The sequence below is a fragment of the Facklamia sp. P12950 genome, assembly GCF_050409465.1.
Classification (GTDB): Bacteria; Bacillota; Bacilli; order Lactobacillales; family Aerococcaceae; genus Facklamia.
The window spans coordinates 40,041-64,143 of the sequence record NZ_JBNUPK010000006.1 but is presented as its reverse complement, the minus strand read 5'-3'; the positions used below and the strand labels follow the sequence as shown (position 1 = coordinate 64,143).

Below are 24,103 nucleotides of genomic sequence, written 5' to 3'. Positions count from 1 at the left end.
GGTATAAGGGTACATTTGTTATATGCTGAAACATCAATAAGATTTGATGTGAGGTGATAAAATGGAAGATTTAAAGGTGATGGTTGATTAAGACAAAGCGTTAAGTGATGAGAATCGTTTAGTTATTTTGCAGCTTTTGAAGAAGGGGGAACAGTGTGCTTGTGTATTACTTGAGCAACTTGACCATTCTCAATCGGGATTGTCTTACCACATGAAAAAAATAGTTGGATCAGGCATTGTTAAAGAGCGTCAGGAAGGGAAATGGGTTTACGATCGTATTTCTAATCAAGGGCGAAATCGCTTTATGTCAAATCTCAATGTTTTAACTAAGCCTACTGATAGAGAAATCAACAAGTTTTAAGCAGTTAGCTATTTAAAGGAGTTGTAAAATGAAAAAAGTAGCATTTGTCTGTGTTCATAACTCATGTCGAAGCCAAATAGCAGAAGCGCTTGCCAAACGTTATGGTCAAGGTGTAATTGAGGCATATTCAGCTGGAACGGAAGAAAAAGATCAAATTAATCAAGAGGCTGTGCGTTTAATGAAAGATATCTACCAGATAGATATGGAAGCTAACCAGCAGCCTAAATTAATCACTGAACTAGCTGAAATCGACTATTTGATCACTATGGGCTGTAATGTGAATTGTCCGTTTCTTCCTTTTAATGATCGCAAAGAGGATTGGGGCTTAGAAGATCCCAGTGGTAAATCAGATGAAGCATTTAAAGAAGTGATTGCTTCGATTGATCAAAAAGTCAAAGAATTAGTTGCCGAAATTAGTCAATTATAGGAGGTTTTTTATGAATCAAGTTGAAATGAAATCGTTTGAAAAAAACTTAACCTTATGGGTGTTGGTTTGTATGATGATGGGTGTGTTAATTGGAAAATTCATTCCTCAAATACCAGTCTTTCTCGGGCAATTTGAATTCTATAATGTTTCCATTCCTACAACTATTCTCCTATGGATTATGATTTACCCTATGATGTTGAAAATAGATTTTAATAGTGTTAAGAATATTGGAAAAAATCCTAAGGGCTTATATATTACTTGGATGGTCAACTGGGTGATCAAACCACTTACCATGTATTTTATCGCTTATTTATTCTTTAATATTATCTATGGTCGTTTCTTATCAGCTGAATTAGCTTCTGAATATGTAGCGGGTGCCGTTCTCTTAGGAGCAGCTCCATGTACTGCTATGGTCTTTGTTTGGTCGAAATTGACTCGAGGAAACAGTGCTTATACTTTGGTTCAAGTGGCAACCAATGATTTGATCCTTTTAGTAGCTTATGTGCCAATTGTTAGTTTCTTATTAAAGATGGGGAATATTGCTATTCCTTGGGAGACGCTATTATTATCTATTGTACTTTTTATTGTTATTCCGCTTTTAATGAGTATGGTTACACGTCGCATTATTATCTCAAATAAAGGCAATGATTACTTAGAGAATACCTTTATTCCATCTTTTGATCGTTACACTTCTTTAGGCCTATTATTGACTTTGATTATTATTTTCTCTTTCCAAGGTAACCATATTATGAATCAGCCGCTTAATATTCTATTGATTTCTATTCCTTTGATTATTCAAACTTTACTAATCTTTGGAATTACTTTTGCTATAGCATATAAAGTCAACCTGCCATACTCAATAGCAGCACCTTGCGGCATGATTGGTGCTTCTAACTTTTTTGAATTAGCGGTAGCGGTAGCTATTTCACTTTTTGGACTTTCTTCTGGAGCTACTTTAACGACTGTTGTCGGTGTCTTAGTAGAGGTGCCTGTTATGTTAATGTTAGTTCGCTTTGCTAATAGTAAGCAACATTGTTTTAGAAAAGAAGAGCAATCCATTTAATAGATTGCTTTTTCAGCTAGCATTCGATTAAATAAATTGCTATGATATAATGAATATAAATAATTTCAAGGGGTGAGTAAGATGGATGCTGGAGAAGATGTTCGAGTCTGGAGTAACAAGAATTATAAAAAAAGACATTCACTATCAGCATCGCTTACTCGCCTTGCTTTTAGTGGGTGTTCTTTAATTGTTTAACTATAAAAATGACAGTGATTTGTAAAATCACATATAAATGAAAGAATTTTCATTTAGGAGGGAAACAAATGAAGAAATACCAAATCGATCAAATTAATCATTTACAAGAAAAAATCAATCGCATGGACCCAATTGATATTGCTGAACAATTTGATAACTTAACGGCCTATGAAATTGCTTTAAGGATTAAATTGTTGAGTAAAGATCTATTAGCGGATACTTTTGCCGAGCTGAGTAAAGAAAAGAAAATGGAAATCATTGAGATTCTATCTGATGAAGATACTGGTGAATTGATCAAAGAACTTGATGAAAATGAACTAGTTGACACTTTGCAAGAATTACCAGCCAATATGGTAAAAAAAATCATGCAATACTTTGTCACCGAAGATCGGCGACCAATTATTAATCAATTGTTGGGTTATCCAGAAGAAAGCGTCGGATCAGTGATGACCGTTAACTTTTTAGCTGCAAAAGAACGCTTGACCCTTAAAGAAATATATAATCTGGTACTCCAATCAGACCTAGATGCCAATAAATTAGAACAAATCTGGATTACAGATGGATCGCTACGCTTGTTAGGATTTATTCATTTGGGTGATTTAATTCGTTATCCTCAAGCTGAAGTATCTGACTTATTAAAGGGCTTAACACGCACAGTATCAGCTAAAGATGATCAAGAAGTGGTAGCTAAATTGGCTCAAAAATATGACTTGTCAGAAATACCGGTTGTCGATTCAGAAAATCGTTTAGTAGGTACTGTTCCTGTTGAATGGGCCATTGATATCTTAGCAGAAGAGTACCATGAAGACTTCGGAAACATTCACGGGATCAATGACGTGGAAGAAACGCATTATTTAAAACAATCTGATTTGTCGATAGCCCGCAGTCGAATTACCTGGTTAATCATTTGTTTAATTACTGCATCTGTCACGGGTTTTATAATTCAACGCTATGAAGTGACTTTAGCTACCAACGTAGCTTTAGCCATGTATATACCGATGTTAATGGATAGTGGGGGGAATGCAGGAAGTCAGTCCTCGACTACTATTATAAGAGCCCTATATTTAGGAGAATTACAAGGTGTTTCTTTTGTGAAAATTTTACTAAAAGAACTTAGGATAGGTTTTATTGTTGGACTTGCCTTGGTTGTGGTCAATATGTTAAGAATTTTAATTTTAGATTCTGTTTCATTCCAAGTGAATCTGGTCGTATCGATCACTTTATTAATGACCGTCATGTTATCCAAAGTAATCGGTGGTTTATTACCAATTTTGGCAGACAAATTAAAGATCGACCCTACTGTTATGGCAGGTCCTTTAATTACGACGATTGTTGATACTGCATCCTTACTAGTATATTTTGAAGTGGCTAGTCGTTTATTGAATATTTAATCCAGTGAAAACCATCTTGTTGCTAAAAGACACTGCACCCCATAAATGGGACAGAATAAAAACACCTTTCACACGAATTCTGAACGGCTCCTTGTTAAGTAGATAGGTAAAAAAAGTAAATTTTATGCACCTATGGATTTTATCCGTAGGTGTTTTTATGTTGGTCTCACTATTTGGGGTCAGTTCTAAAAACAACAAGATGGTTTTTATATTAAATACGAATTTGAGTCCATTTTCCTGCCTTAAATCGGTGGCGCATAAGAAGAAAGCGTGAAAATTGATCAGATAGTACACCGATCCAAATGCCAGCGAGTCCGAGCTTAAAAATATTGACCAAAATAAGAGTAACTGCGGTACGAATAATGGATGCTGAAATAATTCCTACGAATAAGGTATATTTAACATCACCACCTGATCTAAGACAACCTGCATAAATGATTTGTGAGATCTGTAATAGAACAATGACCATAGTGAATTGAATAACAATAATAGATTGGTCAATCAACTGAGGGTCCCTGAAGTAAATACCCATTAAATCGCGTCCGAAGAAGAATAAAAAGGCTGAGAGTATTATAGAAATAACAAGTCCTATTCGTTGGCAAATTTGACCAAATTCAATCGCTACTTTAGGTTTTTCTTCACCTAAGGCCTTACCTGCAAGAGCAACAGCCGCTACCTGCATTCCATCCGCAAAAGAAAATCCTAAACCCAAAATATTCATACCAGCATTATGGATTGCGAAAGTGTTTGTTCCTAAGCTAGCAGCAGTTAATGCAGTGGCTAAGAAACCAATCCGCATCGCTAAGTTTTCGATATACATAGATGATGAGAGCTTCCCAATCGTTTTAGCAACATTGAAATCAAAATGAACTTTGTTTTTCAAGAGATACCTAACTTGAATCAAACTATGAGGTTTAAATAATGAGCGTACACTCATAAACATTGCTACGACTGAACCGAGTACAGTCGCAATAGCCGCTCCTTTAATACCTAAAGCCGGGAAGCCAAACTTACCACCAATTAATAGGTAGTTAAAGAAGACGTTCAAGACAGAAGAAGTCAGGTTAGTGACAAAAGCTATTTTGGTATTACCACTTCCTCTTTGAGCGGCATTGATCGTCATAGCAATTAAGTTAAAGACCATGCCACCCATAATAATTTGATAATAAAGAACTGCAGAAGGGTGAGTATCTGGTTGACTACCTGCTAAGTGGATAATATCACTGGCAAAGAAAACAGTGATCAAACTAAAAAGTAAACATAATATAAGAGTTAGAATCATGGCGGTAAGAAAAACGCTATTAGCACCCATTTTATCTTTTTGACCTCGACGTCTAGCAACTAAAGACGAAACGGCTATATTAATCGAAATAAAAATTGCTAAGGCAATAAATTTTGGTTGAGTGGTTAAACCAACGGCTGCAATGGCATAGCTTCCTAAACTTCCTACCATCATGGTATCTATCATCCCCGCTAAGGCAATAAAAAAAGACTCCAAGACCGAAGGCCAAGCCATTTTTAAGGCTGTTAAATAATATTTTTTGTTCATTTTAAATCATCCTTTATTTAACTTTGTAAAAAAAGTATTCAACTACAATCCTATAACTTTGCTGTCTATATTACCAGAAAATTGCCCCCTTTGTTTCTACCAACGGAGTTTGAATATGTTTGAATTAATATCAGTAGAATAGCTACTTATGCTATAATGTTTGAGAATGGACGGAGAAGGAGTGCCACAATGATTCAAAATATTAAAATTAGTGACAAAGAACATGATCAATTTGTAAAAGAACATTCTAATGGCGATATGTGCCAACTATCCTCTTGGGGAAAAGTAAAACAAGCTTTTGGTTGGAAGTGGTCAAGAGTTAGTGTGGGAACTGATGCCCAAGTGACAGGCGCCGCTTCCTTATTATATAAAGAAATCCCATTGATCAAACGGTCTATCTGTTATGTTTCGAGGGGATTCGTGGTCGATTGGTTCGATGATGAATCGGTCAAAGCATTGTTAGAAGCGGTAAAAGAAGATGCTAAAAAACACCGCGCTTTTCTAATAAAAATAGATCCTGATATAGAAGAATCAACAGCTGGTCTATTAGAACAAATTGAATCCTTTGGCTTTAAGCATCAAGGGTTCACATTTGGCTTTAAAGAGGCGGCTCAACCGCGCTTTCATATGGTAACTGATATTAATAAGAATGAAAAAGAACTCTTAAAATCCTTTCAAGGTCGAACGCGAACTAATGTCAGAAAAGCCAATAAGTATGGCTTTGATTTAGAAGATGCTCCTGAGAGTAAGATGTCTATTTTCTATGACATCATGAAAGTTACTGGTGATCGAGATGGCTTTTTAATTCGTGATCTTTCATATTTTAAACGCATTTATCAAGAAATGAATCCTCCTCATGAAGCCAAGCTCTTTTTAGTAAAATTGAATCCAGACCAAGCAATCAAAGGGCTCGAACAAGATGTTAAAAACCGCCAAAAAGAACAGAAGAATTTGTCGAAGAAAGAAATCAGTGAAGGAATTCTGCAACAGTTAGAGCAAATCGAACAGTCGATTGCAAATACTTACGATTTAATAGAATCCTTAAAGCAGGCAGAAAACGAAAGTGAAGAAACCATCTATTTATCAGGAGCAATCTACGTTCAATGTGGACGCAAGGCCTATTATTTATATGGTGCATCTTCTAACCAATTCCGTGATTTATTACCTAATTACTTTATGCAATGGGAAATGATGCGTTATGCTCAAGAACAGGGGTGTTTATCGTATGATTTTGGAGGGGTGTCGGGTATGGAGGGGCATCCAGAGGATGACGCACCTGGTTTGTTTGAATTTAAAAAGCGATGGGGAGCTAATAAAAGAGCTCGAATCGGTGAGTTTGATTACGTACTTTCGCCAATACTTACTAAATTATATCGCTTTGCCTTTTCTTTAAGAGCGCGATTGATTCAGCTTAGAAATCGGTAACGGCTTTATTTTAACGAAAGTTAAAATGGATATTAGCAAGCTACTTCTAGGGGTTCAAATTTTAAGTGAGTTACATATGAAATTAAGATTATATTTAAAATACTATTCGAACACTTGAAGTAGAAATATTGAATTAAATTCTTCCTTATTATTTTATGGCTAGTAATATATAATAGCCCAACTTATATTTTTATTTCTAAGATTCACTTAATTTCATTTAATTAGAATGTAAGAGCGGATCAATTGGAAGATTTTTCACCTATGCTATAATATCAAAGAAAGATGGAGAAGGAGTTCCACAATGATTCGAAATATTATAATTAGTGATACTGAACATGATCAATTTGTAAAAGACCACCCCAATGGCGATATGTGTCAATTGTCTTCTTGGGCCAAAATAAAACAATCTTTAGGTTGGAAGTGGTCGAGAGTTAGTGTGGGCCATGAAGACCGAGTGACAGGAGTTGCATCCTTATTATATAAAGAAATTCCTATTATCAAACGTTCTATTTGTTATGTGTCTAGGGGATTCGTGGTCGATTGGTTCGATAACGAATCAGTTAAAGCCCTTCTAGAAGTGGTTAAAGAAGATGCAAAACAACATAATGCTTTTTTAATCAAAATTGATCCAGTTCTAGAAGAGTCCACCCCTCATTTATTAGAACAGATTGAAAGCTATGGATTTAATCATCAAGGGTTTACCTTTGGTTTTAAAGAGGCGATTCAGCCCCGTTTCCATATGATTACAGATTTGAATAAAAGTGAAAAAGAAATACTGGATTCATTTCAAGGATTGACTCGTACTAATATTCGAAGAGCTAATAAATATGGCTTTATTCTAGAAGAGGCGCCTATAAGTAAAATGGCTATTTTTTACAATCTTATGAAAGAAACAGGTGCAAGAGGGAAGTTCTGGATTCGAGATATAAGTTATTTCGAGCAAATTTATAATGAAATGAATCCAAAAGGAGAAGCACAATTTTACTTAGTGAGGTTAGATCCAAAAGCAGCCATAGAAGGATTAGATGCTAATGATAAGAATCGTCAAAAAGAATTGAAAAGTCTCAAAAAGAAAAAACCAACTCCAGAATTTGAACAACAAATCAAACATTTAGAAGAAGCGATTGAAAAATCTGCTCATCAGAAAAAAACTCTTGAGCAAATTGCTCAAGAAAATCCAGCCGGCTATTACTTATCAGGAGCCATTTTCGTTCAATCAGGTGGGAAAGGCTATTATTTATATGGTGCCTCATCTAATCAACTACGTGAATTACTACCGAATGACTTTATGGTTTGGGAAATGATGCGTCAAGCGAAAAAGCGGGGATGCCATTCATTTGACTTGGGAGCAATTTCTGGCTTAGAAGATAAGCATGAAGATGATGCACCCGGACTGTATAATTTTAAGAAACGTTGGGGTGCCGTTAAAAGTGCTCGAATTGGTGAGTTTGATTATGAATTATCGCATTTTATTTCAATCTTATATCGTCAATTATTTAAGTTGCGCCAAATTTACTTTAATTGGCAAAAGAATTGAAAATAATAGTCGTAAAGAACGATAACTGACAAATTGTAATAGATTATTACTAGAATATTCATAAATACATGATATACTAGAATCTCGAAAGGGAGGTAATTTTGTGAAATTTTTAAAACGCTCACTGGTAACAATAATGATAGTAAGCCTAATCTTTGGTTTAGTATATGCAGGTGGAATCGGCTATTATTCTAATCGTTTTCAAGCAAATACTAAAGTGGGACAAATTGATGTAAGTAACTTGACACTCCCTCAAGCAGAGGAAAAAATAGAAAAATATGTACTAGATCAACAAATTGAATTTTTTGAAAATGATCGGTCAGTAGCAAGTATTAAAATGAAGGATTTACAGCCTCAAATTGACCAATCTGCTAAATTGGAAGAGCTTTATAATAATCAAAATCCAAATGCTTGGTTAAATTATTACTTTAAAGGTCAAAGTTTTGAAGACACCTCTTTAACTGACATAGAGATCGATTACCAAGTATTACAGGATAAATTAGAGGTCCAAGGTTTAGATAATAATAAGCGTTCCGCTTCACAAGATGCCTTTATCGACTATTCAGAAGCAGAAGGCTACCATGTTGTTGAAGAAAAACAGGGAACTCAGATTGATGAGGAAGCTTTAAAAAATGGTATGATGGCTCAGATTCAAGCGGGTAATTCTAACGTAGAATTAAATCAATATTACAAAAAGCCTACAATGACCAGTCAAGATAGCAAAATTGAAGAGTTTTTGGAACAAATTCAAGATGTTGTAGATACAGAGATAACTTTAGAGATTGATGGCAACGAAGAAGCCATTCCTAAGAAAGAAATTGAAAAGTGGCTGCATTTTGATGAGAACAATCAAATCGTTTTCGATGAAAATATGATTATGGAATTCTTAAAAACATACAATGATAAGTATTCATCTTACTTAAATCCTCGTTCCTTTAATTCTACTTTACGAGGTCAAGTTACAGTACAACCTGGTACTTTAGGATGGTCAATTGATCGACAAGCTGAAGCGAGTCAAATTGTAGAAGATTTGCAAAAAGGCGAGGACGTACGTCGCGATCCAGTAGTAGTAGGAAGCGGTTATGGAAGTGGTGGCGATGATATTGGTTCAACTTATGTTGAAGTAGACTTAGCTAACCAAACAATGTTTATCTATATTAATGGTCAACTTTTCACACAAACACCGATTGTTTCAGGAAAAGATGGGGCTGAAACAGTTCCAGGCGCTTATGCAATTTGGAGCAAGGAAAGAGATCGGTATTTAGAAGGATATGACTGGGTAAACGAAAAAGACTATAAAGTACATGTGGATTATTGGATGCCGTTTGATACTGTTGGTCAAGGTATTCATGATACTGCTAGTAGACCGGCCTATGGTGGAGATATCTATCGTTCTAATGGATCAATGGGATGTATCAATACTCCACCAGCAGTTATGCAACAAGTTTATAACGCTTTAGAAGTTGGTACGCCTGTCATTGTTTTCTAATTTATGCAATTTTTTTAAATACAAGCATCAGCATATGTGAACAATCACATATGCTGATGCTTGTTTTTTATTTTGAAGAAACTGCGGCAGGTTAAAAACTTAAAAATAGGCGAGTATAAACACTGACATTCTTAAATACCTTGGAGGTAGCCATGAAGATTATTGAAATTTCTTATGATGAACTTGCACATTTTTTAGCTAATAAAAGTGGCTTTTCTTTTTTACAAACAGCTCAAATGGCTAAAGTTTTAGTTGCTCGCGGTTTTCAGGAAAAACGTTTAGCTTTAGAAAATGCAGGAGTTATAAAAGCTGTGGGATTGGCTTATAGCCAAAAGGTCTTCGCCGGTAAAAGAATGGAATTAATGGCAGGGACTTTTGCAGCAGAAGAACAGTATGAATCACTTTTCTACCAGCATCTAAAGTTATATGCCAAACGCATGAAAATCACGGAGGTGATTGTTCAACCTAATCACAAGGATCATCTCTATAATAGTGAAGCAACAGCCATTAAGGATTTAGAAGCAATACCAAGCTATTTTGATGAATTAGGTTATACTAGAGAAAAGTCAAATGTCTACAATATGCAAGGAATGCCGACTTTCCAATATTTAAAAGATTTAAGTGCTTTTACATCAGAAGATGAAAAATTGCTTTTAAAATCTTTTAATAAAAATAGTCAAAGAAAGATTAAAAAGGCTAAGCAGTTTGGTCTTTCGATACGAACAATGGACTATGAAGAAATGGAAGATTTCTGCAGAATAACTAGGGAAACCGCTCAAAGACAGGACTTTGGAGATAAATCACTAGATTATTATCAAGCAATGTATAAAAACTTTAAGGATCAAGTTGAGTTTTTAGTAGCTGAGATCAATCTTCCTAAAGCCATTGAAAAACTAAAAAGACAAATCAATGAATTAAACCCCAAAAAAGTTCAAGATCAAGACCGAATCAAGTCATTAGAGAAAGATATAGAAATGGTTCAAGCCATTCAAGATGAAGAGAAAAAAGAAATTATTCCTTTAGCAAATATGTTAATAGTTTATTTAGATCAAGAAGCAACTTATTTTCTGGGGGGATCGCTAGAATCTTATCAAAATTTTTCAGCTCCATTTCTATTACAATATGAAGCCATGATGCGAACAATTAAAAAAGGGATTCCTTATTATAATTTTTATGGAATTGAGGGGGAATTTGATGGAAGTGATGGCGTTATGCGTTTTAAACAAAATTTCAATGGTTTTATTCTTGAAAAAACGGGCGTTTTCTTCTATCGTCCGTTCCCGCTTTATTATAAATTGACTCACTCTTTAAAAAGAATAGTATTTGGCTTAATTCCAAAAAAATAATGCAAAATAGGATAAAACCATCTGCAATAAACAGGAGGTTTTTGTGCAGAAAATAAAGCGTTTTCCTTTTAGAATATTGAATATCTGATATAATTGAAGAGAAATAATTAGAATCTGGAGAAAGGTAAAAGAATGGATATTAGACAACTAAAGTATTTCGTTGAAATTGTTCAGTCAGATTGCAATATGACTAGAGCAGCTAAGCACCTTTTTGTTAGCCAATCTGCACTTAGTCAAATAATTTCTTCATTTGAAGAAGCTCATAATTTAGACCTTTTTTATCGCGAAAGAGGTCGCTTGGTAGGACTGACGCCGATTGGTCATAAGTATTATAAGTATGCTTTAGAAATGATTGGTCTTCATGATCGAATGATGACGACCATTCACAATGAGTCGCGCAAGCTTAATAATGTGGTACGCATCGGTCTACCTTCTATTGTATTGAGAACTAGACTAACTAATGTCGTCTTAGATTTACGAAAAACTTATCCGGATGTAAACCTAGAAATTATTGAGGGCGGTTGTCAGTTCTTATATGAAAGGTTAGATGAAGGCGATGTGGATCTGGCTATTCTGATGGATCCCATTCGACGGACAGGGGAATTTCAAGACCAGGTTCTGATTCACGATAAATTTGTTGTCTTTATGGATCCTAACAATCCTTTAGCCAAGAAGAAAAAAGTGACCTGGGATGAAGTGAACCAAATGCCTATTGCCATTTTTAATGAATCATTTTCTACTAATCGTTTGGTAATGGATCAATTTGCTCAAAGACAGATGAAACCTGAAATTTTTGTTCACTCTTCTTCTTGGGAATACCTTATTGATCTTGTAAAAGGGAATGAAATAATTACGATTCTTCCTCTATCTACTTATCATTTAATGAATTCGGATCAAATAATTTATCGCGAATTCAAAAAAGATTTACCTTTTAATATCTATTTATCAAGAAAAAAATATGAAGCTTACCCGACCAGCCATAACTTACTTTATGACTGGATTAAAAACTATATAGACCAGCAAGTAATTAGTGGGTAAGAGTCAAATATCTTTCAAGCATATTTCTAAATTTTAGAAATATGCTTTTTTTGTGCTGTCCACTCTTTTTTTAAATAATTTTTTAAATTTAACAAAACTGCTTTGAAAAAAATTAGGCAAAACTTTATTTAAATAGTTGGCGATTACACAAAGTATTTAATAGATAAAATTTAATACGAATTCATATTAAATCAAAAGCTATCGCACTTATGACCTCTTTGTGAAAAATTTTTATAAAAAAACTGCTGAATTTGTGAAAAATAGTGGGAGAAATCACAATTAAAATCCTACCTGATTAGTAAATGTAATGGAATCGATTTCTTTTTCTAAGTTGCAAGCCTCTAAATGATTGCCTATACTCAATTTGTAAGCGCTTATCAAATTTTGTGTTGCATAATTTATGGAGTAAGTATTTAAATTTGATCGATCAAAGTCAATTTTGAGTTTGTGAATTATTTTTATCTAACAAGTTTTACTTTGTGATTTTGATTGAAGGAGAGAATAATGACTCAGTTAAAGACTTTAAGTTATACGGTTGATAAAGGCATAGCCAAGCTTGTCCTCAATCAACCCAAGAGCCTGAATGCTATTAATTCAGCAATGTTGGATGACCTAAATACCTTTATGGATGCAATGGAGCAGGACGAGAGTATTCGAGTAATTATCTTGACGGGTGAAGGTAAAGCCTTTATGGCCGGTGGAGATATTAAAGAAATGATGAAGATGGATGACCAAGTGGCTAAGAAATTCATTGAATATGGAAATTATACAATGAATCGCTTAGCAGGCCTTAAGCAAATAATGATTGGGGCTATTAATGGTTATGCCTTAGGTGGTGGTTTGGAACTCGCTTTAACTTGTGACTTAAGAATAGGAAGTTCTGAAAATACAATCGGTTTTCCTGAAGTCGGCTTAGGAATTATGCCAGGCTATGGAGGCACTCAAAGAGCTGTCCGTTTAATCGGCTTAGGTGCAACAAAACGATTAGTTTTCACTGGAGAATTGATAGATGGTAAAGAAGCTTATCGATTAGGTTTGATTGACTATTTAGTTCCTTCAGCAGACTTATTAGAAGAAGCTGATAAATTAGCTGACAAACTAATGCAGCAAGCCCCACTTGCTTTAAAAAAAGCCAAACTGGCTATTAATCGAGGTTCCCAATCAAGCTTACAAGAAGGACTCTTATTAGAAAATGAAATTGTGATTGGATTATTTAATAGTCAAGATCGTATCGAGGGTATGAATGCCTTTGTTGAAAAGCGAAAAGCTAATTTTAAAGCCAAATAAGTTAGGAGGAATAGTATGAGTCAATATCAAGCGATCTATGATGAAAAACGTCGTTCAGTTGAAGAGTTAGTCGCAATGATTGAACCGGGTGAAGGGATCGTTCTAGCAGCGGCTGGAAGTGAGCCATTATTGATTACCCAAGCTTTAAACAATGCTAAGCAACTTAAAGGGAATCGATTGTATCGGATGTTATCAATGTCACCGGTAGTTAATCTAGCTAAAGATCAATTAAAACAGTTTACTTTTTTCTTATCAGGCTTGGATCGTAAGGCTATGAGAAATACAGATGTCGATTTAATTCCTTCTCATTTCTCAGAAATACCCGCCATTATTAAACAAAGAGAACCAGAACCTGTAATGATTAGTCAAGCTTCACCAATGGATGAAGATGGATACTTTTCATTTGGCTTAACAGCTGCTTATACACCGTGCACGGTTGAGTTTGCAAAAAAAGTGTTTCTTGAAGTAAATGAAAATATGCCGCATACACATGGAGAGGGGATGAGAATTCATATCTCAGAAGTAACTGCTTTTGTAGAATCTTCTGAAGATGTTGTAGAATTACCGGATATCGAATTATCAGATAAGGACCGCAAAATTGGTGAGTATGTTGGGGACATTATTGAGGACGGTTCAACTATTCAAATCGGCTTTGGAACAATTCCAAATGCTGTTATGAATGCTTTAAGCCATAAGAAAAACTTAGGGATTCATACCGAAATGTTGCCATCATCAATAGTAGATCTTTATAACAATAAAGTTATTACTAATGAAGAGAAACCGGTCGGTAAACACCGTTTCTCAACAACTCTAGCTTTAGGAAATCGTCGCTTGTATGATTTTATTGATAATAATGAGGATGTCGAAATTCTTCCGGTTAACTTCATAAACAATATTGTTGAACTTGCAAAAATTGAAAACCTGGTCTCAGTCAATACAACTTTAGAAATTGACTTCTTGGGTCAATGTAACTCTGAACAATTAGAAGATTTCTACTATTCTGGTACCGGTGGTCAATCAGACTTTGCTGTGGGGGCAAGAATTGCTGCCAATGGTGTGGGAATTGTTTGTCTATATTCAACAGCTAAAGATGATACCATTTCTCGAATTGTTCCACATTTACATAGTGGTTCACCTGTTTCAACCTCAAAAAATGATATTGAAATTGTTGTTACAGAATATGGGGTAGCCCACCTTAAAGGTAAGAGTATTCAAGAAAGAGTACAAGCTTTAATTGAAGTGGCGCATCCGAAGTTCCGTGATGGTTTAAGAGAAGAAGCCATCAAGCTTGGTTATTTAGAAAATAAAAAATTAAAATAAAAGAAAAGGATTGATTTTAAAATGACTACAAAGATTGAAAAATTACAGTATTTATATCCAGAAGATATCTATGGTTACTCGCATGATCTTTCAGAAAATGAAGTAAACTTTCTAATGAAGCTGCGTGAAGTACTTGAAAAAGAACTTTATCCAGTTATTGATGAGCACTGGAAGAAAGAGCTTTTCCCGATGGAAGCTTTTAAGAAAATTACTGATTTAGGTTTGATGACTCATCCAACTCTTTTCGAGGGACGGGAAAATAAACGTAAAACTTCAGAAATTTTTAATCTTTTCCGTCTTTATGAATTAAACCGTATGGATTCTTCAATTGGTGCATTCACTATCGTCCACGGAGGACTTGCTTACTCAACTGTTTTAATCGGAGGATCTGAAGAACAAGTTAATTACTATGCACCTAAATTGGCCTCTTATGAATGGCATTCATGTTTCGGTTTAACTGAACCTCTTCACGGATCAGATATTGCCGGTGGTCTATCAACAACTGCTGAGAAACAAGGTAATAAATGGGTCTTAAACGGTGAGAAGAAATGGATTGGCGGGGCAGCAACTGCCGATGTTTTACCAATTTTTGCACGCGAGGTTGAAGATGGCAAGATTAAATGTTTCATGGTAGCAGGCGGAACTAAAGGCTTAACAGTCGATAAGATTGATGGAAAGATTGCCTTAAGAATGGTCCAAAATGGACATATTAAATTAAATAATGTTGAAGTGGACGCTGAAGCGCGTTTAGAAAATATTAATGGCTTTAAAGATGTCGCTAAGATCTTATACACTACTCGTGCAGATGTGGCTCACTTAGCAACAGGTTTACATGCTGGAGCTTTAGCTAATACCTTGAAATACGTTAAAGAGCGTGAGCAATTCGGTAAGAAAATTTCTGAATTCCAACTAGTTCAAGAAAAACTAGCCAGAATGCAAGCAAACTGTGTGACTTCATTAGGACTATCTCACCGTTTAGCTGTTCTACAAGAAAAAGGTAAGTATGCAGAAGTTCAATCTTCACTTGCTAAAATGAATAACGCTTACCGTCTGCGTGAAACAGTAGCCCTAGGACGTGAGCTATTAGGTGGTAACGGTATTATTGTTGAACACGATGTGGCACGCTTCTTCGTGGATGCTGAAGCAGCATATTCTTATGAAGGAACCCACGAAGTCAACTCATTAATTATCGGTCGTCACTTAACAGGTAAAGGGGCCTTTGTTTAGAAATACCAAGCTGAAGCAAGAGATAAGGAGCGAATTATGAAGAAAAATTTAGATGAAGTAGTTATTGTTGGGGCAGCCAGAACACCTGTAGGAGCCTTCTTGGGCGATTTAAAAACGGTTCGTGTTCAAGACTTGGGAACAACTGCTTTAAAAGAAGCAGCTAAAAGAGCAGGTGTCAGCCTAGAAGAAATTGAAGAAGTTATCTGTGGCCATGTGGTTGGTTCACCTACTTCAAGTAATATTGGTCGTGTAGTCGGCATTAATGCAGGTTTACCGATTGAATCTACTGGTTATACAGTCAACCGTTTGTGTGGTTCTGGTATCCAATCAGCTGTTTCAGCTGTACAGCTTTTACAAGCTTCTGAAAAGAAATATGTGGCGGCAGGGGGAGCAGAGTCCCTATCTAGAGCACCTTATTTCTTACCAGAAGAAGTGCGTTTCCAAGGATTTAAAACTGGTGATCAGCGATTAATTGATGCGAATACTATGATTCATACAGGGTCAGTCGGTGATGGGTACCCAGACTTGATTCATATGGGACAAACAGCAGAAACTTTAGCAAAGATGTATAAGATTTCGCGTGAAGAGCAAGATGAATTTGCTTTAAACAGTCAAGCCAAGGCCAAAAAAGCCATGGAATCAGGACGCCTCGCTCAAGAAATTGTGCCAGTTGAAATAACTGATCGTAAGGGAAATGTGACTGTGATTGATAAAGATAGTCACCCACGTCCGGATACTAGTATGGAAAAATTAGCTAAGCTAAGACCAGCTTTTGTTAAGGGTGGAAGCGTCACAGCCGGAAACTCTTCTGGACTAAATGATGGGGCAGCTTTCGAAATTTTTACGACTAAAGAAAATGCCGCGGCTAATAACTTAGAAATCATGGCTAAAGTAATGGATTATTCTGTTACTGGCTGTGAGCCAGATTTAATGGGGTTAGGACCAGTTAATTCGATTAAAGAAATTTTGGAGCGTAATGATTTTACTTTAGAAGATATCGATATTCTTGAGATTAACGAAGCTTTTGCAGCCCAAACTCTAGCCTGCTTGAAAGAATTGGGTAATGGCCCTGAAACAGAGCTATATGAACGCTTAAATCCAAACGGAGGGGCTGTTGCATTAGGACACCCATTAGGATGTACAGGGGCGCGAATGATTACAAGTATTTGTTATGAGTTCAAGAACCGTCCAGAAACACGCTATGCGATTGCATCAGCTTGTATCGGCGGCGGAATGGGAATATCTATCTTATTAGAAAACGGCTATTACAAGGACTAAGTCTAAAGAGATTAGGAGAAGATTAAATGAAAATTCAAAAAACAATGGTCATTGGATCAGGTATTATGGGCAATGGTATTGCCCAAGTCCTTGCCCAGGCTGGTTATGAAGTTTACTTAAATGATATTAAAGAAGAATTTATTGATCGCGGATTAGAAAAGATTCATAAAAACTTGCAAAGAAATGTTGAAAAAGAAAGAATGACGGCTGAAGAAGTCGAAAGAATTAAAGGAAGAATCCATAAGTCTCTTTCTTATGATGATGCTAAAGATGTTCAACTAGTGATTGAAGCAGCCACTGAAAATCGTCAAATTAAATTGGAGATTTTTAAAGAGTTAGATAAAGTCACACCTGAGGAAGCTATTTTAGCCACTAATACTTCTTCTCTGTCACTAACAGATATTGCTTCAGTAACTAATAAGCCGGATAAAGTAGTTGGTATGCACTTCTTTAATCCAGTACCAGTTATGAAATTGGTTGAAATTGTGACAGCTTTACAAAGCAGCGAAGAGACGATTCAAACCGTTCAAGAAGTGATCGATGCCTTTAATAAGACCATGATTATCGCAGATGACTCACCAGGATTTGCAGTTAACCGAATCTTAGTTCCAATGCTTAATGAGGCCATCTTTGTATTGGGTGAAGGAATTGCCAGCAAAGAGTCCATTGATACAGGGATGAAATTAGGAGCAGGTCATCCTATGGGCCCACTTCAATTATGTGATTTAATTGGTTTGGATACTTTATTATCAGTGATGACCGTTCTTTATAACGGATTCAATGATCCTAAATACCGTCCGGCACCATTGCTTAAACGAATGGTTGAAGCGGGATATTATGGTCAAAAATCTGGCAAAGGCTTCTATGACTATTAGGAATTGCTATAACTAAAAAGTTTACTTCTGTTAAACTAGAGCTAACAATTTGACCCCCTCATTTTGTCGGCTCTAGTTACTTTTATCTAACTAGTCACAAGGGGAGAGCCATAATTATGGAGGTGGAAATATGGATAGAATTTGCCAATTATTGGGGATTGAATACCCCATTATTCAAGGAGCAATGGCCAATGTGTCGCGCTATCAATTAGTAGGAGCGGTCTCTGAAGCAGGAGGCTTAGGTGTGATAGCATCTGGTGGTATGTCAGCTGATGAGTTAAGAAGACAGATTCAAGAAGTTAAAAAAATGACTCGTAAGCCCTTTGCGGTTAACTTAATGTTGCAAATGAAGAATATCGAGGAATTGGTTGAAGTAATTATTGAAGAAGGAGTACCGGTGGTTACCACTGGTGCAGGAACTCCTAAGAATTTTATATCAGCTTTGCATCAAGCTAATGTGAAAGTACTGCCAGTTATACCTAATGTTAAAATCGCTAAAAAAATGGAAGCGCTAGGTGTTGATGCAATTATAGCAGAAGGACAAGAAGCAGGAGGTCATATCGGACAAGTTTCAACCCTGCCTCTAGTTCGCCAAGTGATTCGTTCAGTTGATGTACCTATTGTGGCAGCCGGTGGTATTTTTGATGGTGCGGGTATGTTAGCTGTGGAAGCCTTAGGGGCTAGTGGAGTTCAGATAGGTTCTCTTTTTCTAAGTTCCAAAGAAAGCCCTATCAAAGAAGGATTCAGGAACTTAGTCCTACAAGCCGACGAAACAACCACGGTGGTTACTGGACGTCGTCTAGGACATCCTGTTCGTGTGTTACCGAATAAAATGACTGAAAAATATATTCGTTTAGAATATGAAGGGGCTTCAGATGAAGACCTAATGAAATTAGCAGAAGGTGCTATGCGGCGTGCAGTTTATGAAGATGATGTCGAGGAAGGATCCCTTATGTGTGGTCAATCAATTGGCTTAATTACTGAGAGCCAGAGTGTTGATGCGATTATTCAAAAATTAATGGAAGAATACCGCCAAGCACGCTTAAAGCTAATCAATCAATAAACATTTATAATAAGCTATTAAAAAACTCTAGACTTCTAGTAGCTTTTTAAGAGTTTTAAAAATAACAATAGTTGAGTAGATATCTTTAATGAAAACAGATTGAAAACGATTAATATCATCATTCTTTGACAGGACCGCTAGAGTGTTTAAGTTAAGGATTTAAGTTAATAAGAATACTAGTATCACAACAAAAGTATGGAAGGGGTTATGACTTTAGAAATTAAACAAATTAGAGAAGACGCTATGACTTAATTAGTGGATTTAGTCCATGAGGCATGGTTCGAAGGGGTTTATAAAGCGAAGAAATTTGAAAAGACAGCATCTGCTATTTCCCTTAACAAAGCACTATAGAACAGCTCATTAGGATGCGTTGCCGTTCTTGGTGGAGAAATTGTTGGTATGACTCTTTGTTTAACGAAAGAAGCAGATTCGACTTTTAGAATGTTCCAGTTAGACTTTATTGACAAATTGATCACCTTATCCAACCAAGCGCAACCGGATGAAGTCAAACGAGTGACTCGCGTCTTCTAAAGTGAACGTCAAGCCTATAGACAATTAATTACCGAAGTCTTTGATTATTTTAAAGAACAGGACTTGGAAAATGTTTATTTAATCACCGATACGGATTGCAATTACCGTTTTTATGATTACCTCCATTTCGAGCTTATCAATGAGACACGTATTAAATTACCAACCAAAGAGGGCTTTAGATATCGGGATGAATTTATGTATGCCTATTCACTTTAAACAAAAATTTTAAGACAGCTTAATCCTTTAAGATTAGGCTTTTTTTATGCAAAAATTTAGAAAAATAAAAAAACACAAAAATTTTTGTTGACAGGAAAAAGGAAAGACGGTAATATTCATTTTGAAAATGATAATAATTACTATTTATCTTTAGGCAGATAAATTTAAAAAAGGAGATCGTATGAAGTATCAAGGAAAAACAAAAAAATGGTGGTTAGTTCTTTGTCTTATTATTGGCTCTTTAGTGAATATTTCTTCAATTCAATCTGTTAAAGCAGAAGAAGAAAGAAAAATAGTCACTTCTTTTTATCCAATGTATGCCTTAACCAAGGAAATCGTTGGCGATAAACACCCTGTTTTGATGATTAATTCAGCGAATGGTATTCATGGTTTTGAGCCTTCGGCTAATGATGTGGTGGCCATTTATGATGCTGATATCTTTGTTTATCACTCAGATATCTTAGAATCTTGGGCTCAAAAAATTAAGCACAATGTCGAAAAGCAAGAGAAATCTAATGTGATTATTATTGAAGCTTCGAATGGATTAGCTATGAAGAAAGTGCCGGGTCTAGAAAAACTAGAATTGATGGAGGGTAAAGATGAATCAACCCTTTATGATCCACATACCTGGTTAGATCCCATTGAAATAGGCGAAGAAGCAAAGTTGATTGCTCAAGCCTTAGGGGAAGTGGATAGAGATAATAAAGATTACTATTTGCAAAGAGCAGAAAGCATTGGAACGCAAGCTCAGGTTATAACGGATAAATACACCTCACTTTTTAAAAAGCTCAAGCAAAAGACTTTTGTCACTCAGCATACAGCCTTTTCTTATTTAGCCACACGCTTTGGCTTAACACAGTTGGGAATAGCAGGTGTGTCTGGACAAGAGCCCAGTGTGAAACAATTGCAAGAAGTGAAAAAGTTTGTGGAAAAATATCAAGTCAAAACCATTTTTACCGAGCCGAATATTTCAGATAAAGCTTCACAATTAATAGCCCAAGAGACTGGAGCTAAGGTAGAAGTCTTGGATCCCTTAGAAGCGGATCCCCATAATGATTTAAGTTTACTAGCTAATTTAGAAAATAATTTACAAAGACTGTTAAAAGTTTTGCAAGAAGAAGGAGAGAAATAAATGAAACCATCTAAAATACTCTTATCATCCGCCGCTTTATTGACACTTTTAAGTTGGCATGAACCAATTAAATCAATCTACGCTCAAGATGATAAAGATTCATTCATTAATTATATTGAGGGTAGCGATGGAGAAAAGCCAAGTAATGTCTCAAGCACTGAAAACCGCACTATGGAAGAAATTTCAATGGAAGAAGGCATTGCGGGCGAGCAAATTATTGTCCAAATCAATAGGGAAGGTTATGTGACTTCTCACGGTGATCATTATCACTATTTCAATGGAGCAGTTCCTAGTGATGCTATTTTTTCAGAGGGAGTCTTAGCCCCTGAAGATTATCAATTTAATGAAGAGGATCTTGTTAGTCAAACGGATGAAGGGCAAATTATTTTAGTAGATGACCAATATTATCTTTATATAGAAAATCCAGATCAAGCTAAAAATCTTCGTTCTTTAGAAGAAGTGTTACTACAGTCATACAGTATGGATCCTGTCGATGCAAAGGCTATTTATGATTTGATGGAAGAATATGAACTTGGCGAAGAGGCTATTATTACTTATGAATTAGAACGCAGTCCTGAAGAAGTAGCAGATCAAAAAGGGATTGAAGGAGAGCATGTTGTTGTCTATTTAACCGAAGAAGAGTTTGTAACCAATCACGCTTTTGATTTACATGTTTTCTATGGTGACCTTGATCCAGAGGTTGTTTTCTCTGAAAGACTCTTAACACCTGAAGATTATCAATTGGACCAAGAAGATGTGGTCGCAGAAATTAAGAATGGATACATTGTAAAGCTAGAAGATCAGTACCAAGTTTACATAGCTCCTGAAGATCGGGCCCAAGCTGATAATATCCGAACTTTCCAAGATATTGAAGCTCAAGTAACCAGCAGTCAAAAGGTCTTTAAACAAGCAGGTGGAGTGCGTAAAGATGTAGCTAACACCATAGCAGCTGGTGAAGTGGGTGGATCAGGTAACCGCAATTCCAGTGGAGCTTACGTAACGGATGATGGATATATCTTTAACCCCTATGACGTTATAAAAGATTTAGGCAATGGCTTTATTGTTCCCCATGGTGACCACTTCCACTTTATTCCAAAGTCAGATTTAACGCCTCAAGAAATAATGATTGCAAACGCTGTTCTATCAGGTGGAAAAATTTCACAAGGCAACAGTAAAATAGCTGATAAAGGAATGGTTGATCAGATCATTCATGACAAAGCTGTTAATCATAAAGGTCCTTACACAACGGATGATGGTTATGTCTTTTCAGTGGGATCCATTACTAAGGTAACGGATACAGGTTTAATTGCTGCTCATGGTAGTCACTTCCATTTTGTTCCTTTTGCTCACTTAAACAAAGGAGAATTAGCCCAAACACAAGCTTATATTCAAAAGAAATTCGGAATTAAACGTAATTTATTGGCTGAATTTGGTTTAGCTAAAGAAGATAACAAAGTTGATCAGCCAAGTAATAAAAAACCTTCTCAAAACCTTGATAAGATAGCTGATAAGCCAACTGAAAATGATCAAGGTAATAAAAACCAAACAAATTCAGAATATCAGCGCCTATTAGCCAAACTCTATGCTTTGCCAATCAACCAACGTCATACTGAATCTGATGGTTTGGTCTTTGACCCGGAACTCGTAACAGATGAGATTGAGGGAGACTTCGTCTTACCTCATGGTGACCACTTCCATGTTATTCCACGTTCAAGTCTATCAGATTTAGAAATTAAATTAGCAGAAATGAAATTAGGCAAACGTCCATCAGTCGCTGTGAAGCCAAAAGACCCACAAGTTGATAAAGCAGATAATGAAAAACCAGCTGAATTAGACCAAGCAAGTCAATCTGAAAAGCCTAGCCAACCAGATCAACCAAAAGCAGATGGAAAAGTTGATTTCTTAGCTCAAAATTATAAGAAGTCAGCTAAGGGTAAGGACGGTAAAACATATACAACGGATGATGGCTATGTTTTCACACCAGAAAGTATTTTGAACTACTCTAAAAAGGGGCTTACAGCTGAGCATGAAGGACACACTCACTTTATTCCTTTTGGTGATTTAGACGACAGTGAATTGAAAGCAGCTGCTGACTTTATCAATCAGCGAAACATTAATGCAGCAGAAGAAAGTAAATATACAGCAGAAGAAATTGCAGCCAAGTTGGCCTATATTTCTTTGGAAAATGGTGTAGCCATTGAAGATCTGGAAGTCAACGGTAACGAAGTGATTATTCCGCACGGTAATCATTCACATACAGCGAATATGGATAAAATTCCAACAGAATTAAAGCAGTCTAACTTCACATCGGAAGAAGACTATCAAACTCAATTGATTACGCTTAAAATGAGTGAAGTATCGCGTAATAAGTATTACATTGATGTTTGGCGTAAAGATGCTACCATTTATGCTTTAACGAAGTTCTATAAAGTAGTAGAGATACCATTAGATGACATAGAATTACCAATTAAATATGATCAAGTCTCATTAAAAGATGTAAAAACAATAGAAGATCCACTTTTTGAAAAGAAAGTCTATGTCGCTCAGCGCTATAAAGTTAAGCCATCTGATATGTTTATCTTTAATGGTCGTATCAAAGTTGGTGATCTTAATTTAGTGATCGATGAGATTGACGTAACAGAAGCCTATGAAACAGATTCAAATGATTTGCCAGAAACTAAAGAAAATGTTGAAGGAGAAAAGGATGAAGTGGTTGAAGAAACTCCTTCTAATAAAGGAGTTAGCCATCAAGCGGTCATTGAATATATTAAAAACTACTATGGTAAGGCTGCTAAGTCCGTTAAGTACGGAAAAGGTTTTGGATATATAGTGACGCCAGCTTCTGGAGAAGAGAATGTATTAATTATAGAGTCTGAAGCAAGAGCAGCGATGGAAAATAAAGAGGCATTGCCAGAACTTGCTAGTCAGAAGGATGGCGTAGATTCAGAAAATGAAGTTTCTTCACTAGATGAAACTACCAAAGAAATTCCGATGGAACAATTGAAAAATTTTGTAGGTAATTACTATGGGGTAAACCCATCAAGTATTCAAATATTTTCAGGCATGGTAATCGTTCCAAATCCTAATCCAGATTATGCCAACCTTAATCTTACGATTAAACAAGTAAAGCTTGCTTATATTATGAATGGTGAATTACCTGCTATGCCACAAGTTGCTCCTTTTGCAAAAGAAGAGATTGGAGAACGAAATGATTCTAATTTAGATGATGCAGAAATAGGCAAATAATCAAAATTATAACAAAGTTATGTTAAGAGTCCTTGTTAATGATCAAAGGACTCTTAATTTTTATTTAGGGAAATTAAATATCAAAATTTATGTCATACAAATAAATT

19 protein-coding genes and 1 pseudogene are annotated in these 24,103 nt (G+C 35.8%); 19 read left to right on the top strand and 1 reads right to left on the bottom strand.

The annotated features are described in order from the left end of the window. Positions 1-106 precede the first annotated feature (106 nt). From ACQV2Q_RS06435 to mgtE, 4 genes and pseudogenes are all read left to right on the top strand, one after another. Positions 107-361 (top strand): annotated as a pseudogene (locus tag ACQV2Q_RS06435) (ArsR/SmtB family transcription factor); the annotation flags it as partial. 28 nt (positions 362-389) lie between these two features. Next, positions 390-788, top strand: a complete 399-nt coding sequence (locus ACQV2Q_RS06430) for an arsenate reductase ArsC (protein WP_428873510.1) — start codon at positions 390-392, stop codon at positions 786-788. Between the two features lie 10 nt (positions 789-798). After that, on the top strand, positions 799-1,851 hold the full coding sequence (gene arsB / locus ACQV2Q_RS06425) for an ACR3 family arsenite efflux transporter (RefSeq protein WP_428873511.1): 1,053 nt from the start codon (positions 799-801) through the stop codon (positions 1,849-1,851). Positions 1,852-2,114: 263 nt separating this feature from the next. Next, the gene (gene mgtE / locus ACQV2Q_RS06420) at positions 2,115-3,437 is read left to right on the top strand and encodes a magnesium transporter (RefSeq protein WP_428873512.1); all 1,323 of its coding nucleotides are present in this window, start codon (positions 2,115-2,117) and stop codon (positions 3,435-3,437) included. Positions 3,438-3,648: 211 nt separating this feature from the next. Here the strand turns inward: mgtE and ACQV2Q_RS06415 are convergent, their stop codons facing one another. Then, positions 3,649-4,986: an MATE family efflux transporter gene (locus ACQV2Q_RS06415; protein WP_428876111.1), complete on the bottom strand. Its 1,338-nt coding sequence runs from the start codon at positions 4,984-4,986 to the stop codon at positions 3,649-3,651. Positions 4,987-5,175: 189 nt separating this feature from the next. Between ACQV2Q_RS06415 and ACQV2Q_RS06410 the strand changes: the two genes are divergently transcribed. The 15 genes from ACQV2Q_RS06410 (at position 5,176) to ACQV2Q_RS06340 (ending at position 23,996) form a co-directional block, all read left to right on the top strand. Then, positions 5,176-6,411 carry a lipid II:glycine glycyltransferase FemX gene (locus ACQV2Q_RS06410; protein ID WP_428873514.1) on the top strand — a complete coding sequence of 412 codons (1,236 nt, stop codon included), beginning with the start codon at positions 5,176-5,178 and terminating at the stop codon, positions 6,409-6,411. Positions 6,412-6,712: 301 nt separating this feature from the next. Beyond that, positions 6,713-7,948, top strand: coding sequence for a lipid II:glycine glycyltransferase FemX (locus ACQV2Q_RS06405; RefSeq protein WP_428873515.1), 1,236 nt, complete (start codon positions 6,713-6,715; stop codon positions 7,946-7,948). A gap of 103 nt (positions 7,949-8,051) precedes the next feature. Continuing rightward, on the top strand, positions 8,052-9,437 hold the full coding sequence (locus ACQV2Q_RS06400) for a L,D-transpeptidase family protein (protein ID WP_428882290.1): 1,386 nt from the start codon (positions 8,052-8,054) through the stop codon (positions 9,435-9,437). A 152-nt stretch (positions 9,438-9,589) separates the two neighbouring features. Further along, positions 9,590-10,783: a peptidoglycan bridge formation glycyltransferase FemA/FemB family protein gene (locus ACQV2Q_RS06395; RefSeq protein ID WP_428882288.1), complete on the top strand. Its 1,194-nt coding sequence runs from the start codon at positions 9,590-9,592 to the stop codon at positions 10,781-10,783. A 132-nt stretch (positions 10,784-10,915) separates the two neighbouring features. Then, positions 10,916-11,821 carry a LysR family transcriptional regulator gene (locus tag ACQV2Q_RS06390; protein ID WP_428873517.1) on the top strand — a complete coding sequence of 302 codons (906 nt, stop codon included), beginning with the start codon at positions 10,916-10,918 and terminating at the stop codon, positions 11,819-11,821. A gap of 504 nt (positions 11,822-12,325) precedes the next feature. After that, complete coding sequence (locus tag ACQV2Q_RS06385) at positions 12,326-13,108, top strand: enoyl-CoA hydratase/isomerase family protein (RefSeq protein ID WP_428873518.1); 783 nt, start codon at positions 12,326-12,328, stop codon at positions 13,106-13,108. A gap of 15 nt (positions 13,109-13,123) precedes the next feature. Further along, positions 13,124-14,428 carry an acetyl-CoA hydrolase/transferase family protein gene (locus tag ACQV2Q_RS06380; RefSeq protein ID WP_428873519.1) on the top strand — a complete coding sequence of 435 codons (1,305 nt, stop codon included), beginning with the start codon at positions 13,124-13,126 and terminating at the stop codon, positions 14,426-14,428. 21 nt (positions 14,429-14,449) lie between these two features. Next, a complete protein-coding gene (locus ACQV2Q_RS06375) occupies positions 14,450-15,655 on the top strand; it encodes an acyl-CoA dehydrogenase family protein (protein WP_428882285.1) in 1,206 nt (401 codons plus the stop codon). A gap of 33 nt (positions 15,656-15,688) precedes the next feature. Beyond that, a complete protein-coding gene (locus ACQV2Q_RS06370) occupies positions 15,689-16,933 on the top strand; it encodes a thiolase family protein (RefSeq protein WP_428873553.1) in 1,245 nt (414 codons plus the stop codon). Positions 16,934-16,959: 26 nt separating this feature from the next. Next, positions 16,960-17,808, top strand: coding sequence for a 3-hydroxybutyryl-CoA dehydrogenase (locus ACQV2Q_RS06365; RefSeq protein ID WP_428873521.1), 849 nt, complete (start codon positions 16,960-16,962; stop codon positions 17,806-17,808). A 130-nt stretch (positions 17,809-17,938) separates the two neighbouring features. Beyond that, positions 17,939-18,871: an NAD(P)H-dependent flavin oxidoreductase gene (locus tag ACQV2Q_RS06360; RefSeq protein WP_428882283.1), complete on the top strand. Its 933-nt coding sequence runs from the start codon at positions 17,939-17,941 to the stop codon at positions 18,869-18,871. 399 nt (positions 18,872-19,270) lie between these two features. Further along, on the top strand, positions 19,271-19,402 hold the full coding sequence (locus tag ACQV2Q_RS06355) for a hypothetical protein (RefSeq protein WP_428882281.1): 132 nt from the start codon (positions 19,271-19,273) through the stop codon (positions 19,400-19,402). A 63-nt stretch (positions 19,403-19,465) separates the two neighbouring features. Continuing rightward, the gene (locus ACQV2Q_RS06350; protein WP_428873524.1) at positions 19,466-19,618 is read left to right on the top strand and encodes a hypothetical protein; all 153 of its coding nucleotides are present in this window, start codon (positions 19,466-19,468) and stop codon (positions 19,616-19,618) included. A gap of 181 nt (positions 19,619-19,799) precedes the next feature. Continuing rightward, on the top strand, positions 19,800-20,750 hold the full coding sequence (locus ACQV2Q_RS06345) for a metal ABC transporter solute-binding protein, Zn/Mn family (RefSeq protein WP_428882279.1): 951 nt from the start codon (positions 19,800-19,802) through the stop codon (positions 20,748-20,750). Continuing rightward, the gene (locus ACQV2Q_RS06340; RefSeq protein ID WP_428882277.1) at positions 20,751-23,996 is read left to right on the top strand and encodes a pneumococcal-type histidine triad protein; all 3,246 of its coding nucleotides are present in this window, start codon (positions 20,751-20,753) and stop codon (positions 23,994-23,996) included. Positions 23,997-24,103 lie beyond the last annotated feature (107 nt).